General features: G+C 72.5%; 14 protein-coding genes and 1 other RNA gene. 13 read left to right on the forward strand and 2 right to left on the reverse strand.

Features of this window, described 5'->3' with window-relative positions:
- Positions 1-186: 186 nt before the first annotated feature.
- Complete coding sequence (prfB, locus tag ACF089_RS08125; RefSeq protein WP_392023502.1) at positions 187-1293, forward strand: peptide chain release factor 2; 1107 nt, start codon at positions 187-189, stop codon at positions 1291-1293.
- 423 nt (positions 1294-1716) lie between these two features.
- A complete protein-coding gene (locus tag ACF089_RS08130; RefSeq protein ID WP_392023504.1) occupies positions 1717-2553 on the forward strand; it encodes a hypothetical protein in 837 nt (278 codons plus the stop codon).
- Between the two features lie 201 nt (positions 2554-2754).
- Here ACF089_RS08130 and ACF089_RS08135 read toward each other — a convergent pair whose 3' ends face one another.
- Positions 2755-2955: a hypothetical protein gene (locus tag ACF089_RS08135; RefSeq protein ID WP_392023505.1), complete on the reverse strand. Its 201-nt coding sequence runs from the start codon at positions 2953-2955 to the stop codon at positions 2755-2757.
- A 249-nt stretch (positions 2956-3204) separates the two neighbouring features.
- Here ACF089_RS08135 and ftsE point away from each other — a divergent pair, with 249 nt between their 5' ends.
- The 5 genes from ftsE (at position 3205) to ssrA (ending at position 7162) form a co-directional block, all read left to right on the forward strand.
- A complete protein-coding gene (ftsE, locus tag ACF089_RS08140; protein WP_190125690.1) occupies positions 3205-3894 on the forward strand; it encodes a cell division ATP-binding protein FtsE in 690 nt (229 codons plus the stop codon).
- A 110-nt stretch (positions 3895-4004) separates the two neighbouring features.
- A complete protein-coding gene (gene ftsX / locus ACF089_RS08145; protein ID WP_392023508.1) occupies positions 4005-4925 on the forward strand; it encodes a permease-like cell division protein FtsX in 921 nt (306 codons plus the stop codon).
- A gap of 67 nt (positions 4926-4992) precedes the next feature.
- Positions 4993-6147, forward strand: a complete 1155-nt coding sequence (locus tag ACF089_RS08150; protein ID WP_392023510.1) for a S41 family peptidase — start codon at positions 4993-4995, stop codon at positions 6145-6147.
- Between the two features lie 47 nt (positions 6148-6194).
- Positions 6195-6680 (forward strand): SsrA-binding protein SmpB, encoded by a 486-nt coding sequence (smpB, locus tag ACF089_RS08155; protein ID WP_392023512.1) that lies wholly within the window; start codon positions 6195-6197, stop codon positions 6678-6680.
- 87 nt (positions 6681-6767) lie between these two features.
- Positions 6768-7162, forward strand: a transfer-messenger RNA (tmRNA) gene (ssrA, locus tag ACF089_RS08160).
- A gap of 95 nt (positions 7163-7257) precedes the next feature.
- On the opposite strand, the gene ACF089_RS08165 is transcribed toward ssrA, so the two are convergent.
- Entirely contained in the window at positions 7258-8619 is a 1362-nt protein-coding gene (locus ACF089_RS08165; RefSeq protein ID WP_392023515.1) for an MFS transporter, read from the reverse strand.
- Between the two features lie 101 nt (positions 8620-8720).
- Here ACF089_RS08165 and ACF089_RS08170 point away from each other — a divergent pair, with 101 nt between their 5' ends.
- The 6 genes from ACF089_RS08170 (at position 8721) to ACF089_RS08195 (ending at position 16735) form a co-directional block, all read left to right on the forward strand.
- The gene (locus ACF089_RS08170) at positions 8721-9680 is read left to right on the forward strand and encodes a LysR family transcriptional regulator (protein ID WP_392023518.1); all 960 of its coding nucleotides are present in this window, start codon (positions 8721-8723) and stop codon (positions 9678-9680) included.
- Between the two features lie 418 nt (positions 9681-10098).
- A complete protein-coding gene (locus tag ACF089_RS08175; RefSeq protein ID WP_392023521.1) occupies positions 10099-11436 on the forward strand; it encodes a serine hydrolase domain-containing protein in 1338 nt (445 codons plus the stop codon).
- Positions 11437-11595: 159 nt separating this feature from the next.
- A complete protein-coding gene (locus tag ACF089_RS08180; protein WP_392023523.1) occupies positions 11596-12192 on the forward strand; it encodes a CGNR zinc finger domain-containing protein in 597 nt (198 codons plus the stop codon).
- 496 nt (positions 12193-12688) lie between these two features.
- Positions 12689-13276, forward strand: a complete 588-nt coding sequence (locus ACF089_RS08185; RefSeq protein WP_392023524.1) for a sigma-70 family RNA polymerase sigma factor — start codon at positions 12689-12691, stop codon at positions 13274-13276.
- Positions 13273-14103, forward strand: a complete 831-nt coding sequence (locus ACF089_RS08190; protein WP_392023527.1) for a zf-HC2 domain-containing protein — start codon at positions 13273-13275, stop codon at positions 14101-14103. The genes ACF089_RS08185 and ACF089_RS08190 overlap by 4 nt, the downstream gene beginning before the upstream one ends.
- Positions 14104-14275: 172 nt before the next feature.
- Positions 14276-16735, forward strand: a complete 2460-nt coding sequence (locus ACF089_RS08195) for a HelD family protein (RefSeq protein ID WP_392024728.1) — start codon at positions 14276-14278, stop codon at positions 16733-16735.
- Positions 16736-16937: the final 202 nt, after the last annotated feature.

Genomic DNA, 16937 nt, shown 5'->3' on the forward strand with positions numbered 1-16937 from the left:
GGACGCCCGCCCCCCCGACCCCGGTCCGTCGCTCGGGCCCCCGGCCCGCGACCCGCCCCCGGCCCCGGAAACCCGTCCCCCGAAGCGCCCCCGCGGCGCCCCGGCGCACCCCGGGGAGCGCCCCCGCGCGGACCCGTATGACAGGGACCCGCCGGGAACGTTCCCCGGAGCCGTTACGCTGGACCCGTGGCAGTCGTCGATGTATCCGAAGAGCTGAAGTCCCTCTCCTCGACCATGGGGTCGATCGAGGCCGTCCTGGACCTCGACAGGATGAGGGCAGACATCGCCGTGCTCGAGGAGCAGGCCGCGGCCCCGTCCCTCTGGGACGACCCCGACGCGGCGCAGAAGATCACCAGCAAGCTCTCCCACCTCCAGGCGGAGCTGCGCAAGACCGAGGCGCTGCGCGGACGCATCGACGATCTGGCCGTGCTCTTCGAGCTGGCCGAGGCCGAGGACGACGCCGACACCCAGGCCGAGGCCGAGTCCGAGCTGGCCGCCGTCCGCAAGGCGCTGGACGAGATGGAGGTCCGCACCCTCCTCTCCGGCGAGTACGACGAGCGCGAGGCGCTGGTCAACATCCGCGCCGAGGCCGGCGGCGTCGACGCCTCCGACTTCGCCGAGCGCCTCCAGCGCATGTACATGCGCTGGGCCGAGCGCCACGGCCACACCACCGAGGTCTACGAGACCTCCTACGCGGAGGAGGCCGGCATCAAGTCGACCACCTTCGTGGTGAAGGCTCCGTACGCCTACGGCACCCTCTCGGTCGAGCAGGGCACCCACCGGCTGGTGCGCATCTCGCCCTTCGACAACCAGGGCCGCCGCCAGACCTCCTTCGCGGGCGTCGAGGTGCTCCCCGTGGTGGAGCAGAGCGACCATGTCGAGATCGACGAGACCGAGCTGCGCGTGGACGTCTACCGCGCCTCGGGCCCCGGCGGCCAGGGCGTCAACACCACCGACTCCGCGGTCCGGATCACCCACATCCCCACCGGCATCGTCGTCTCCTGCCAGAACGAGCGCTCCCAGATCCAGAACAAGGCGAGCGCCATGAACGTCCTCCAGGCGAAGCTGCTGGAGCGCCGCCGCCAGGAGGAGCAGGCCAAGATGGACGCCCTCAAGGGCGACGGCGGCAACTCCTGGGGCAACCAGATGCGTTCGTACGTGCTCCACCCGTACCAGATGGTGAAGGACCTGCGCACCGAGTTCGAGGTGGGCAACCCCCAGGCGGTGCTGGACGGCGAGATCGACGGATTCCTGGAGGCGGGGATCCGCTGGCGCAAGCGCCAGGAGAAGTAACACCCGATCCGTTCATACGAAAGGTGCCGGACTCTTCACGAGTCCGGCACCTTTTGTTTGCAAAGGCCACACTCCATGGCCAGGGAATGGAAGTCCCGCGGCAGTCGTCGTCCTCCGGGCCCGTGAATTCACCCGGACGGATGGAATGCGGAATTCAGCTCTCTTTGTCGACAAGGCAACTCGACTCCGCCCCGACCCGCGCTCTCTTATGTCACAGTTGCATCCCCGCACGTCGGGCAAGCATTGCTATTTAGGACATTCACCCGCACAACTGCCTTGACGCGTTCGCGAAAACTGGGAAGGGTGGCGCGCGGCATGCGTGTTTCCGGGGCCGATGCGAACCGAGGGAATTCAGTCTCCCGTGCGGTCATCGCCCTGGACCCTGCTCAATTTGAACGATCAGCTACTGGGGGTAGCAGCCAGATGACCAAGAAGATGCGGGTCCGCGTGGCGCGAATCGCCGCAGGCGCGGTGATCGCCGCTGGAGCGTCCCTGACCGCCGCGGGCGCCGCCTCGGCCGTCAGCTCCGACTTCAGCGTGGGCGCCGAGGCCGGTCTCGGCATCGGAAACGACGGTCCGACGCAGATCCCGACGAAGACCCCGAGCGTCCCGCCGACCGAGGTTCCGACGGGCGGCCCGACGAAGACCAGCACCCCGATCCCCACGAAGACCACCACCCCGATCCCGACCAAGACCACCACTCCCGTCCCGACGAAGACCACCGGGCCGGTCCCCACGAAGACCGCCACCCCGGTCCCGACGAAGACCACCGACCCCGGCCCCACCCAGCCCACGGCCCCGGGCACCACGGACCCGGGCGAGGGCGACGACGGCGGCAGCGAGACCGGCGGCGGCGGACCCGTCTCGGGCGAGAACGGCGGCAGCTCCGGCAACGGGAACACCGGCAGCACCGGCAATGGGAACACCGGTAACGGCAACACCGGAAACGGCGGCTTCTCCAGCGGCGGCAGCGGCGCCGGCGGCTCCGACGCCTCCACCGCGGGCGGCAGCGGCGCCGGCGGCAACGACGCCGCCACCGACTGCACCGTGAACGCCGACGGCGTCGAGTGCGCCGACAACACCGACACCAACAACGCCGGCTCGCAGCCGGTCGAGCAGGGTGCGGCCAAGGAAGAGCTGGCCGAGACCGGCGCGGTGGAGACCACCTACCTGGTCCTGGGCGCCGCGACCATGATCGCCGGCGGTATCGGCTTCCGTATGCTGCCGCGTCTCGTCGGCGGCAACCGGGCCGCGATCTGACCGACCGGGTCCGCCCGACCGCGTCCGCCCGGCGGTGACACCGGCGGAAAAGCGGAGCGGGCGTGAAGAGGGAGAGAGACGTAAAAGAAGGGCCCGGGGTGTGGCACAACACCCCGGGCCCTTCCCTGTGTCTTCGTGGTCCTGCGGTCCTGCGGTCCTGCGGTCCTGCGGTCCCGTGGCCGCGCCGTCGCGGCCCGCGCGCTAGGCGGTACGCGTCGCCAGCACCGCCACCGCGCCGATCAGCACGGCCAGCAGCAGCATCAGCAGCGCCGGGTTCAGCCCGCCGAAGGGGCCGCCCTCCTGCTGCTGCTGGAGCCGCTCGCGGCTCGCCCGGCAGACCGGGCAGCGGCCCTCGGTGACCGGGGCCGCGCAGTTGGCGCATACCAGTCTGTCGTAGGTCATGCGCTCTCCTCCTCCCGCGCGCCGGAGCCGCAGACGCGGACCGTAAGCACAGTTCTCCCCCCACAACGTTCAGGGGAACGGGACTGTTCCCCTACCACTCTGCCAGCTCCCGCGCTTTTCGGCGCGCCCCGCCCGGCCGCACCCCTGGCCCGGGGGGACAAAGCGCACAAGCCCGGCCGCGGACTGCGCCCGCGAGCCCCCTTCGCGTAGTGTCACGCACACCTACCCCCGGCCGACCGTGGTGCACTCGTGATCCGATTCGACAACGTGTCCAAGAGTTATCCGAAGCAGAACCGACCAGCCCTGCGCGATGTCTCCCTCGATATCGAAAAGGGAGAGTTCGTCTTTCTCGTCGGCTCGTCCGGTTCCGGCAAGTCGACCTTCCTGCGGCTGATCCTCCGCGAGGAGCGCGCCAGCACGGGTCTGGTCCATGTCCTCGGCAAGGATCTCGCCAGGCTCTCCAACTGGAAGGTGCCGCACATGCGCCGCCAGTTGGGCACCGTCTTCCAGGACTTCCGGCTGCTGCCGAACAAGACGGTCGCCGAGAACGTCGCGTTCGCGCAGGAGGTCATCGGCAAGCCCCGCGGCGAGATCCGCAAGGCCGTTCCGCAGGTTCTCGACCTCGTCGGACTCGGCGGCAAGGAGGACCGGATGCCGGGCGAGCTGTCCGGCGGCGAGCAGCAGCGCGTGGCCATCGCGCGCGCGTTCGTCAACCGGCCGATGCTGCTGATCGCGGACGAGCCGACCGGCAATCTGGACCCGCAGACCTCGGTCGGCATCATGAAGCTGCTGGACCGGATCAACCGGACCGGCACGACCGTGGTGATGGCGACCCACGACCAGAACATCGTCGACCAGATGCGCAAGCGTGTGATCGAGCTGGAGAAGGGCCGACTCGTCCGCGACCAGGCCCGCGGCGTCTACGGCTACCAGCACTGAGCCGGCCGGCCTCCCGGACCCCGTCCCCCGCCGGGGCCGGGGCCGCGGTCCGTCCGCGGCCCGGAACGGGCACCGAACAGAAAAGCGCAAGGAAAGGCTGAACGCACGCGATGCGCGCCCAGTTCGTACTGTCGGAGATCGGCGTCGGTCTCCGGCGCAATCTCACCATGACCTTCGCCGTCATCGTCTCCGTGGCCCTCTCGCTCGCGCTCTTCGGCGGTGCGCTGCTGATGAGCCAGCAGGTCAATACGATGAAGGATTTCTGGTACGACAAGGTCAACGTCTCGATCTACCTCTGCAACAAGAACGACGCGACGACCAATCGCTCCTCCTGCGGCAAGGGCGCGGTCACCGACCAGCAGAAGCAGGAGATCAAGGACGATCTCGAGAAGATGGACATCGTCGAGACCGTCCATTACGAGACCGCCGAGCAGGCGTACAAGCTCTACAAGGAGCAGTACGGCGACACGGCGATCGCCGCGACCATCACCCCGGACCAGATGCCCGAGTCGTACCGGGTCAAGCTCAAGGACCCGGAGAAGTACCAGGTCGTCGCGAGCGCCTTCGCCGACCGGGAGGGCGTGCACCAGGTGCGCGACCAGCGCGACATCCTGGAGAACCTCTTCTCCCTGATGAACGGCATGAGAGTCGCGGCGCTCTGCGTCATGGCCCTGATGCTGGTGATCGCCATGATGCTGATCGTCAACACCGTGCGCGTCTCGGCGTTCAGCCGCAGGCGTGAGACGGGGATCATGCGGCTGGTCGGGGCCTCCAGCTTCTACATCCAGATGCCGTTCATCATGGAGGCCGCCTTCGCGGGACTCCTCGGCGGCGCGGTCGCCTGCGGTTTCCTCCTGCTGGGCCGGTACTTCCTGATCGACCACGGTCTGGCGCTGGCCGACAAGGTGCAACTGGTCGAGTTCATCGGCTGGGACGCGGTCTTCACCAAGCTGCCGCTGGTGATCGCCATCGGTCTGCTGATGCCCGCCCTTGCCGCTTCGATCGCTCTGCGCAAGTACCTCAAGGTGTGACAAGGACCCCCGGGCGCCGTGCGGCAACAGCCGTACGGCGCCTTCCGCTTCGCCTAGACTCGGCGCCATGCCGGGGCCGGATGACCGTCGACGGCCCCGCCGCATCCGCCGCGGGGCGGTCCTGACGTTGGTCTTCGTCACGGTGCTCGCCTCCGCCGCCGCCACCGGATCCCTGCCGGGCGACGAGAGGGCCGAGCCCCGCGGGCAGGCCGGGGAACCGGCCGCCACCGTCGACGGGGACGCTCTCGCCCGGGTCGCCGCCGACGCCGTCGCCGACGGGAAGTCCGGCACGGAGGCCGCCGAGGAGGTCGTCAGCCGCAGCGGCGACCGCTGGGGCGCGGTGTACGACAGGAGCGAGTACGAGAGTTTCCGCCAGGGCCTGGACGGCGAGTACACCGGCGTCGGTCTGTCGGCCCGCCGCTCCGGGGAGGGGCGGGTCGAGATCGCCCGGGTGCGCCCCGGCGGCCCGGCGGGACGTGCGGGCATCCGGGCCGGCGACCGGCTGCGCACGATCGACGGCGAGACGGTCGACAGCCGTCCGGTCACCGAGGTCGTCGGGCTGCTGCGCGGCCGGGACCGCACCCATGTCGCCCTCGGCCTGGAGCGCGCGGGCCGGTCCTGGACCCAGTCGCTGACCCGTACGACGCTGAGCACCGAGTCCGTCACCGTGCAGCGGCTCGACGGCGGGGCCGTGCTGATCAGGATCGCGGCCTTCACCCGGGGCACCGGCGTCCGGGTGAAGGAGGCCGTCCGGCGGGCCCCCGAGGGCGCCGGGGTCCTGCTGGACCTGCGGGGCAACAGCGGCGGACTGGTCCATGAGGCCGTCGACGCGGCCTCGGCCTTCCTGGACGGCGGACTGATCGCCACCTACGACGTGCGGGGCGAGCAGCAGGCGCTGTACGCGGAGCCCGGCGGGGACACCGACAGACCCGTGGTCGCGCTCGTCGACGGCGGCACGATGAGCGCGGCCGAGCTGGTCACCGGGGCGTTGAAGGACCGGGGCCGGGCGGTGACGGTCGGCGCCCGGACCTTCGGCAAGGGCTCGGTGCAGATGCCCAGCGAGCTGCCCGACGGATCGGTGGCCGAGCTGACCGTCGGGCACTACCGGACCCCGGCGGGCCATGACGTCGACGGCAAGGGCATCGCCCCCGACCTCCCGGCGGGCGAGGGCGCGGAGCGCGCGGCGGAGGACGTGCTCGACGGCCTCGGCACACCCTCCTGAATCCTGGGCTTAAATCTGTTGCGGCGTAGTGCGAAAATGAACGCACTATGGCTAAGGAAAAGGACCCAGGGCGCAAGCTGATCGCGCAGAACAAGAAGGCGCGGCACGACTACCACATCATCGACACCTACGAGTGCGGTCTCGTGCTGACCGGTACCGAGGTGAAGTCGCTGCGGCAGGGGCGGGCCTCCCTCGCGGACGGCTTCGTCCAGATCGACGGCCACGAGGCCTGGCTGCACAACGTCCATGTGCCCGAGTACACCCAGGGCACCTGGACCAACCACGCCGCCCGGCGCAAGCGGAAGCTGCTGATGCACCGGGCCGAGATCGACAAGCTGGAGTCGAAGTCGCAGGAGACGGGTCACACGATCGTGCCCCTGGCGCTGTACTTCAGGGACGGCCGGGCCAAGGTCGAGATCGCCCTGGCGAGGGGAAAGAAGGAGTACGACAAGCGCCAGACCATGCGGGAGCGCCAGGACCGGCGCGAGGCGGACCGGGCCATGTCGGCGGTGCGCCGCCGCCAGCGGGCGTAGTCGGGAGTAATAGGCTGGCACGCGGCCGTGTCGGTCACGTACGATGGCACTGCCCGCCACCACCGGGGCGCTTTGAAAAATCAACATGGGGATGATCGGTTTCGACAGCGGATGTCGAAGCAGGGGAAGCGAGTCGAGGAAGCGGCAATGATCTCGTTAACCATATGTCGCAAACAATAATCGCCAATTCTAAGCGCGATAACTCCGAAGCCTTCGCTCTCGCTGCCTAATAAGCAGTAGAACGAACCTTCACTCATGGAGCGTCAGCCCGGGGAGTGTTCCCGACCCGGATCCTGGCGTCAGCTAGGGGACTAAACCTCTAGACCCGGTCACGGGGTCTGGAGGGAAATCAAACAGTGACTGAGCCCGTCGGAGACTTGTCCGTGTGATCTCCGGGGCTGAGAAAATCGCAGCGGACTGCACTCGGAGAAGCCCTGATTCCGCACCGTTGGACGCGGGTTCGATTCCCGCCATCTCCACTTCATCCCATGTGGGCGAGGGCCCGGCTGTCACGACAGCCGGGCCTTTGTCATGCCCGGCCGCCCCGATCAGCCCGGTCGGTCCAGGTCGGACCCGGTCAGTCTCGGTCGTCTCCGGTCAGACCTGGTCGCCCCCGTTCGCCTGCGGTCGGGCCCGGGTCCCGGCGGGCCGGGAGCGCCCTGTGATCGAGGGCGCGCTCGTGTCGCCGTACCGGGCCGGTGAGGGCGCAGGCGAGGGCCGCCGCCGCGACCGGAAGGGTGTAGCCGTGGACCGTGCCCAGGTGCTCCGCCGTCCAGCCCGCCGCCGCCGAGCCGGCCGCGATCCCGCCGAGGATCGCGGTCACCGCCAGCGTCATGCCCTCGTTCAGCCGCTCCGCCGGGGTCAGCCGCTGCACCAGCGTCATCGCCGTCACCATCGCCGGCGCGGTCGCCGCCCCCGCCGCCGTCAGGGCGACGGCGAGCAGCACGGCCGAGCCGGTACGGGCGGTGAGCGCCGGCAGCGTCAGCAGCGCCGTCATCGCGGCCAGCCACAGGGTGAGCCGCGCCGCCGGGCTCCGGGCCGGGCGGAGCGTCCCGTACAGCAGTCCGGCCGCTCCCGAGCCCAGTGCCTGCAGGCCCAGCACCGCCCCGGCCCACGGGCCCTCCAGATGGGCCAGCGCGGAGATCTCCAGCGCGCCGAAGACCGTGCCGGCGGCGAGGAAGACCAGCAGCAGCGGGACCGTGCCCGGGGCGCGCAGGAGCGAGCGCGCGCCCGTCCGGCGCGGGGTCACGGGCGGCTCGGTGGCGCGCTGCGCGGTGAAGACCAGCACCCCGCACAGCAGCAGCGCCGCGCCGATCAGGGTGCCGGCCTCCGGGAAGAGCGCCGAGCAGAGCAGCGCGGCGGCGACCGGGCCGAGCATGAAGCCCAGCTCGTCGGCGGTCTGCTCGAAGGAGTTCGCGGTGTGCAGGGCGGCCGGGTCGCCCCGGTGCAGATGGGCCCAGCGGGCCCGGGACATGCCACCCGTGTTCGGAGTGGTGGCGGTGGCCGCGTAGGCGGCGAACAGGGTCCAGTCGGGCGCGTCGAGGCGTACGCACAGCACGAGCGCCAGCGAGCCGAGCACCGCGAGCACGGCGGCGGGCACCGCGACCCTGGCCTGTCCGTGACGGTCCACCAGCCGCGCGGTCCGGGGCGCGACCAGCGCGGTGACGGCCAGCCCGGTCGCGGTCACGGCCCCGGCCAGCGCGTACGAGCCCCGCGAACCGGCGATCATGATCACCGCGCTGACGCTGAACATGCCCATCGGCAGCCGGGTCAGCAGCGCGCCCGCCGCGAACGCGCGGACGCCGGGGGCGGAGAGCAGCCGGGCGTACGGCCCCGGCGGCCGGTCGGCGGGTTCGGTGAAACGCGGGGCGGGGACGGGGGACCCGGAGGCGAGACCGGGCAGGGCCAGAGAGAGCGCCGGTGGCTGGCGATTCGGCATACGACCACCATCGCCGCAGGTCAGCGCTGTGGTCCAACACCAGATCGGGCCGCATTGACACGGCTGTGCGGTGAATTCCGGCGGGCGGTAGATTCCGGCGGATGGCCCGTGATGTCGAACCCCGACTGCTGCGCGGTTTCGCCGCGGTCGCCGCCGAGCTGCACTTCACCCGGGCCGCCGCCCGGCTCCATGTCGCCCAGCAGGCCCTCAGCCGGGACGTCCGGCGGCTGGAGCGGGAGCTGGGCGTGGAGCTGTTCCTGCGCTCCACCCGCCGGGTGGCCCTGACCGCCGACGGCGAGCGGCTGCTGCCGTACGCCCGGCGGGTGCTCGCCGCCCACGAGGAGCTGGCCGCCGCCTTCGCCGACGCGGGCCGGCCGCTGCTGGTCGATCTCAACACCGAGGGCATGATCTCCGGCCGGGTGCTGGCCGGGGCCCGGGCGGCGGCCCCCGGGTGCGAGCTGATGGCCCGCTTCGAGAGCGGGCTGACCGGGGCCGTCGCCGAGATCGCCGCCGGGCGGCTCGACGTCTCCTTCGGCTACGTCGCCGGGCTCGCCCCGTCGGCCCGGGCCCTGCTGGACCACCAGCTCGTCCGGTACGAGCCGCTGGCCGTGATCCTGCCGGGGGACCATCCGCTCGCCGGGCGGACGAGCGTGCCGCTGGACGCGCTCGCGGGGGAGTCGGTCTACGCGGGGGCCGGGAATCCCCGGACGCCGGAGTGGACGGAGCTGGCCCGGCGGCTCTTCGAGGGGCGCGGCATCGCCGTTCTGCCGCCCACCCCGATGGCGGTGGGCGCGGAGGAGTTCCGCCGGGTGATGGAACGGCACGGCCGTCCGGTGTTGGCCGTGGCGGACTTCCCCGCGATGCCCGGGAGCGTGCTGCGGCCGCTCACCGACCCCGTACCGCTCGCGCCGCTCTCCATGGTGTGGCGCAAGGGGCTGCGCCATCCCGGTCTGGACGCGCTGCGGGCGTCGGCCGCGCGAACGGGAGGCGGCCCGCGCAGCCCGGAGCGCGATCCGGCGTACTGGCTCCCGGACCCGCCGCCGGACCCGGCCCGGGTCTGACCGTGCCTCCGGGGCCTGGCCGTCCGGTCCCGGCCCGGGTCTGACCGAGCTTCCGGGACCTGACCGCCCCCTCCGTGCCGGACTCGACCGCCCCGCGCCCGCGCACAGGCCGGGTCCGAAGGGCACGCCGCCGGTACGGGCCCGGTACGCGGAGAGCCGCGTCCGGATGGTCTCCTCGGCCGGGTCCAGCGCCCGGGCCGGCTGTTCGCGCCCGGCGGGTGATCGTCCGCCCGGCGCGGGGGCGGGCCCGGCGGCGCCGCCCCCGGCGCTCCCCGCCGGCCGCCCGCCGGGGCGGCCCCCCGCCGGCCGGGGGAGTCGGGGCCCGGTGCCGCAACCCGGGCCGGGGCGGGGCGTTCATCGGGGTAGCCGAGCGCGCGTCCGCCGCCCGGCTCACCCCGCAGAACGGGAGAAACACCCCATGCTCTCAGGCACGGTGGGCAGAGGAACGGCGCTCGGCGCGGTCCTGCTGTCCCTTCTGGCGGTCCCGGCGCACGCGGAACCTCCCGCGGAGGCCCCGCCCACGACCCCGCGGGAAGCCGCACCGAACACCGCCCCGCGAGAGGCCGCCGCACCGAACACCACCCTGCGGAAAGCCGCACCGAACACCGCACCGAACACCGCCCCGCGCAACGCCGCCGCCGCGCCCGACCTCGCCGCCCTGCGCGCCGCGCTGCGTTCGGCGCTCGCCAACGGAGCGCCGGGCGCGATCGCCCGCGTCGACGACGGCGGCGCCGTCCACCGCCTCGCCGAGGGCGTCGCCGACCGCGCCACCGGACGGGCCATCACCGCCGACGACCGCTTCCGGGTCGGCAGCGTCACCAAGACCTTCACCGCCGTGGTCCTGCTCCAGCTCGTGGACGAGGGCCTGCTCGGACTGGACGACCCGGTCGTCGACCACCTCCCCGGAGCGCTGCCCGACCGCCGGATCACCGTCCGCCATCTGCTCAGCCACCGCAGCGGGCTGTACGACTACACCAATGTGCTGTTCGCCCGCACGGTCTCCGGATTCGAGGCCGTGCGGAACAAGGTCTTCACCCACCGGCAGCTGCTGGACATCTCCCTGGACGGGCCGGTCACCGGAGCGCCGGGCGCGGCCTACTCGTACTCCAACACCAACTTCGTCGTCGCGGGCATGCTCATCGAGAAGCTCACCGGCGGCTCCACGGGGGCGGCCTACCGGAAGCGGATCATCACCCCGCTGAAGCTGACGAACACCTTCTACGTCCACCCCGACACCGCCCTCCCGGGCCGTCACGCCAAGGGGTATCTCACCGACGACTCCGGGGGCGGCCTGGTGGACGCCACCCGCCAGACCGCGTCCTGGGCGCAGAGCGCGGGCGCGATCATCTCCAGCACCCGCGATCTGAACGCCTTCTACTCCGCGCTGCTGCGCGGGGAGCTGACCTCGGCCGCGCAGTCGGCGCAGATGCGGCGCTGGACCACGGTGAACAGCACCCAGCGGTACGGTCTGGGGCTGCGCCGCCGCGATCTGTCCTGCGGGGTCTCCGTCTACGGCCACACCGGCGCCGTCCAGGGCTACTACACCTACGCCTTCACCTCGGGCGACGGAAAGCGCTCGCTGACCTCGTTCGCCAACGCCTCCAACAGCTCCGCCGTGCTCAACACCCTGCCGAAGACGCTGGAAGCCGCCTTCTGCCCCTCGGCGGCGGCCGCGCGCGCCACCGCCCCCGGGGGCCGGCCGGAGCCCGCGCCCGGCGAGCGCGAGGACATCGCCCCGTATCCCGCGCGCGGCTGACGAACCGTCGGGCCCGGCCGGATCCCCGCGAGAAGGAGGGGTTCCGGCCGGGTGCCGGGACGGGCACTCTGGAGGGGAGGGCCGAGGCGGGGCGTGCGCCCCGCTCCGGCCGGCCCGGCAGTGTCCCCGAGTCAGTGACCTTGAGGCGGTGACAGGCGCATGACGACAGGTGCGACCGGCACGGATCACCACGACTGGCGGTTCGACTCCGGCCGGCTGTGTCTGGATCTGATGGCGACGGGCGAGCCGTCGGACCGGGAGCCGCTCGCGGGGCCCGGGCGGCTGGCCCACTGGCTGCTGGGCGCGGGGCTGCTGCCCGCCGGTACGCCGGTGGGCGCGGTGGCCGGTCCCTGGGTGGAGCGCTTCGTGGAACTGCGCGTCAGGGTGGACCAGCTGGTCCGCGCGGAGCTGGACGGGCGCTCCGCCGAGCCCGCCCTGGAGCGGGTCAACGCCGTGGCCGCGGGCGCGCCCCCGGCGATCCGGGCGGTACGGGACACGGGCGGCGCGCTGGTGCGCGCGCTGGGCACCCCGCCGGAGTGCGGAGCGCTGCTGGCGGCGGTCGCCCGGGACGCGGTGGAGCTGCTGACCGATCCCTCGGCCCGGGCGGGGCTGCGGCAGTGCGCGGGGGAGGGCTGCCGGCGGGTCTATCTGGACACCTCGCGCGGCGGCCGGCGGCGCTGGTGCTCCAGCGAGGTGTGCGGCAACCGGGAGCGGGTCGCCCGGCACCGCCGCCGGACCGCGGTGACCCGAGCCTGACCCGGGGGCCCCGCGCCCCGTGCCCCGCGCCCCCCGAGCCCGTCGCCGTACGCGAGAGACGCCGTACCGCGTACCGCCGTGCCCCGAAGGTGTCGTACCGCTGGGCCGCCGTACGGCGAAGACGCCGTGCCGCCGTCCCCCTCGGAGACGCCGTACCGCGCCGCCGCGAGACCGCGGAACTCCGGCGCCGCGAGGCGCGAGGCCGCGACGCCCCGGCGCCGTGAGGCCGCCGTCCCGCCCCCGCTCACCGGGGCGCGGCGCGGTTCGCCCGGTGTTTCGCGCCCGGTGCGGCGTCGTCGCTATTGCCCCGGTTGGAAAGGCCACAGGGCGCATTCGCCCCCCGGTCCTTTTCCACCCCGTTCGTTCTCAACTCCCTTGTGCGGTACGGAAGTTTTTCGGACAGCTTTTGAATGATGCCCCGCCCCCCTCCGTAGAGAAGAGGGACAAGAAGTCAGCCGAGAACGCCGATGACAAGGTCTCGACCGGGAGGTTGCAGGTGCGCAAAGATGCCGCCGTGGCCGATGACCGTCCGCACAGGGCTCGCCATCGCAGCGAGAAGCCGCGCCGCGACTCCTCGGTTCCCGACGAGGAACTCATGCGCGCGCTGTATCGCGAACATGCGGGGCCTCTGCTCGCCTATGTACTGCGTCTCGTCGCGGGCGACCGCCAGCGCGCCGAGGACGTGGTGCAGGAGACGCTCATCCGTGCCTGGAAGAACGCCGGTCAGCTCAACCGGGCCACCGGCTCTGTCCGCCCCTGGCTGGTGACGGTCGCTCGCCGCATCGTCATCGACGGTCACCGCAGCCGGCAGGCCCGGCCGCAGGAGGTCGATCCGTCGCCGCTGGAGGTCATGCCCGCGGAGGACGAGATCGACAAGGCGTTGTGGCTGATGACGCTCTCTGATGCCCTCGACGATTTGACGCCCGCGCATCGGGAAGTTCTTCTCGAGACGTATTTTAAGGGGCGCACCGTCAATGAGGCGGCCGAGATGCTCGGCATACCCAGTGGGACAGTGCGCTCCCGTGTTTTCTACGCACTCCGTTCCATGAAGCTCGCACTGGAGGAGAGGGGGGTCACGGCATGACCATGCCTGAGCAGGAATCCGTCCACGACGCGGTCGGCGCGTATGTGCTCGGCGTTCTCGACGACGCGGACGCGTCGGCGTTCGAGACGCATCTGGCGGGGTGCGACGCCTGTGCGGCCAACCTCGACGAGTTCTCCGGGATGGAACCGATGCTCGCGGTTCTGGCGGAGGCGCCCGCGCCGGCGGCGCCCCCGAACGTGGTGAGTCTGCCCGGCGCGAGGTCCAACGGCAGAGCGGTGGCCCCGGCCCCGCGACCCGTGCCCCTGGTGCCTTCGCCGCCGAGCGCCAGGGTGCTGACCGGACTGCTGGCCGAGGTGGCCGCCGGGCGCGCCGCCCGACGCAGGCGCGGCGGATATCTGATCGCGGCGGCGGCGGCCCTGATCATCGGCGGCCCCGCCGTCGCCGTCGTGGTCACCGCGGACGACCGGGGCCCGGACCGGGCGGGGGGCCAGGTCCACCCCTCCCCGGCCGAGGACGCCTTCTTCCACGACATGGAACAGAAATTCGCGGCCACCGACGCGTCGACCGAGGTCAGCGCGGTCGTCGGGGTCGAGCGCAAGAGCTGGGGCACCCACACCGTGCTCCAGCTGAAGAACGTCCGGGGCCCGCTCGAATGCCGTCTGGTCGCCGTCTCCAAGACCGGCGAGGAGGAGGTCGTCACCTCCTGGGCGGTCCCCGCCTGGGGCTACGGGATCCCCGACGGGCTCAGCGAGCAGTCCCGTAAACCGCTGTACGTCCACGGCGGCGCGGCCATGAACCGCGCCGACATCGACCGCTTCGAGGTCCGTACGTTCGACGGCCGCAAGCTCGTGGAGGTCGACGCCTGACAGATTCGCCCCCTTCGCGTACGGTTGGCGGCTGCCCAGTGCACGTCAGAAGGGGGCCTCGGTGGCCGCGCAGGAAGCCGCTGTCGACGCTGTCGATCAGTCCGCAGGGGACGCCGTCCGGGAGGACTCCGCCCGCGGATCCGCCTCGGAGGACTCCGTCCGGGACCGCGAGATCGCCGTTGAGCAGGAACATCTCGACCGGGTCTACCACCGGCTGGAGGAGAAGATCGACGAGGCGGAGTTCCTGATGAAGGACGCCGCCAAACTCGGCCAGGTCGGCACCCCGGGAGCGCTCGCCGAGCGGGACGCGCAGGTCTTCCGCGCCGGAGTGCACCTCAGCCGGCTCAACAACGAGTTCGAGGACTTCCTCTTCGGCCGGATCGACCTGCTCCTCGGCAAGGACGGCAAACGGGGTCCGGACGGCGCGTACACCTCCGTCGAGCCCGCGGACGACGCGGTCCGCCCCGACCGTACGGCCGATATCGCCGAGACCCTCCACATCGGCCGGATCGGCGTCCTCGACGCCGAGTACGCGCCCCTGGTCATCGACTGGCGGGCCCCGGCCGCCGCCCCCTTCTACCGGTCCACCCCCGTGGAGCCCGGCCGGGTGGTGCGCCGCCGGGTCATCCGCTCCAAGGGCCGCCGGGTCCTCGGCGTCGAGGACGACCTGATGCGCCCGGAGCTGACCGCGCGCCTGGCCGGCTCCGTCCTCCCCGTCATCGGCGACGGCGCGCTGATGGCCGCCCTCGGACAGGCCCGCAGCCACACCATGCGGGACATCGTCGCCTCCATCCAGGCCGAACAGGACCTGGTCATCCGGGCCCCCGCCGCCTCCGTCACCTATGTGGAGGGCGGCCCGGGCACCGGGAAGACGGCGGTCGCGCTGCACCGGGCGGCGTATCTGCTCTACCAGGACCGCCGGCGGTACGCGGGCGGCATCCTGATCGTCTCGCCGACGCCGCTGCTCGTCGCCTACACCGAGGGCGTGCTGCCCTCGCTGGGCGAGGAGGGGCAGGTCGCCATCCGCGCGGTGGGCCATCTGGTCGACGGCGCGGAGGCCGCCGCGTACGACGAACCGGCCGTGGCCCGCATCAAGGGCTCCGCGCGGATGCTGAAGGTGCTCCGCCAGGCGGCCCGGGGGGCGCTGGAGCGCCCGGGGCCCACGGTGACGGTGCTGGACGGGCAGCTCGCCCTCGGCGACGAGGAGAGCCCGGGCACGCCCGACCGGCTGCGGGTGGTCGCCTTCGGCCGCCGGCTGGAGCTGGAGGCCGACGAGCTGCGGCGGATCCGCAACAACGTCCTCGGCGGCACCGCCCCGGTCAATCTGCTGCGCCCGCGCGCCCGCCGGCTGCTGCTGGACGCGCTCTGGTCGCGTTCGGGGTCCGCGGGCCGGCACACCGACCCGGAGCTGGCGGCCGAGCTGCGGTCCTCCTTCGACGAGGACGTGTCGGGCGAGGACAGCTTCCTGACCTTCCTGGACGAGTGGTGGCCCGAGCTGACCCCGCGCGGGGTGCTCGCCGCGATGGCCGACGAGCGCCGGCTGGGCCGCTGGGCGCGCCGGATCCTCAACCCCGGCGAGGTGCGGCGGCTGGCCCGCTCGCTGAGACGGGCGGGCGAGGACGGCAAGGGCCCCCTGTCGGTGCACGACGTGGCGCTCCTGGACGAGTTGCAGACGCTGCTGGGCGCTCCGGCCCGGCCGCGGAAGAAGCGCGAGATGGACCCGCTGGACCAGCTCACCGGCCTGGAGGAGCTGATGCCCCGGCGCGAGGAGACCCAGCGGGAGCGGGCGGAGCGGCTGGCGGCCGAGCGCACCGAGTACGCCCATGTCATCGTCGACGAGGCGCAGGACCTCACCCCGATGCAGTGGCGGATGGTCGGCCGCCGGGGGCGGCACGCCACCTGGACGATCGTCGGCGACCCGGCGCAGTCCTCCTGGCCGGACCCGCAGGAGGCGGCCGAGATCCGCGACGAGGCGCTGGGCACGCGGCCGCGCCGTCGCTTCCGGCTCACCGTGAACTACCGCAACCCGGCCGAGATCGCCGAGCTGGCGGCCCGGGTGCTGGCGCTGGCGATGCCCGGCATGGAGTCCCCGGCGGCGGTCCGCTCGACGGGGATCGTGCCCCGGTTCGCCGCCGTGCGCGACGGCGATCTGGGCGCGGCGGTCCGCGAGGAGGCGGGCCGGCTGCTGGAGCGGGTGGACGGCACGGTGGGCGTCGTGGTGGCCATGCACCGCCGGGAGGAGGCCGCGCGCTGGCTGGCGGGGCTCGGCGACCGGGTGGTGGCGCTGGGCTCGCTGGAGGCGAAGGGGCTGGAGTACGACGCGACCGTCGTGGTCAGCCCGGCGGAGATCGCCGACAATTCGGCGGTCGGGCTCCGTGTGCTGTATGTCGCACTGACCCGGGCGACCCAGGAGCTGACGGTGGTCTCGGGCCGCCGGGACGAGCCGGACGCCGACGGGGTGCCCCAGCTGCTGCGCGAGGACGGCCCGGAGCCGCCGCGCGAGCAGGAGGGCGCGGCCGCGCAGGCCCGTCCGCCGCGCGGCAGGCGCTCCGGCGGACGCCGGCGGGAGCGCTCGGGCGAGCGGGGCCGGGAGGGCCGTTCGCAGACCCGTCCGGAGCAGTCACGGGACTGACGAGGAGTCAACCCGCGAAGGGGGAATCACTTCCCGGGGTGGTTTGTTAGCCTGGGGGTGGCACCGGCCCGATCCAAGCCCCCGGGCCCAACCTTCGTCGCTTCGAGCGACCACTTGCCGCGAGGCGAGCATGGCGGGTCGGTGCCACTTACAGCGTTTTTCGGCAGTCTCTTCAGGTCCATGTCACATGATCAGTGACATG

This window comes from Streptomyces sp. NPDC014894, from assembly GCF_043080985.1.
In the GTDB taxonomy this organism is placed as follows: domain Bacteria; phylum Actinomycetota; class Actinomycetes; order Streptomycetales; family Streptomycetaceae; genus Streptomyces.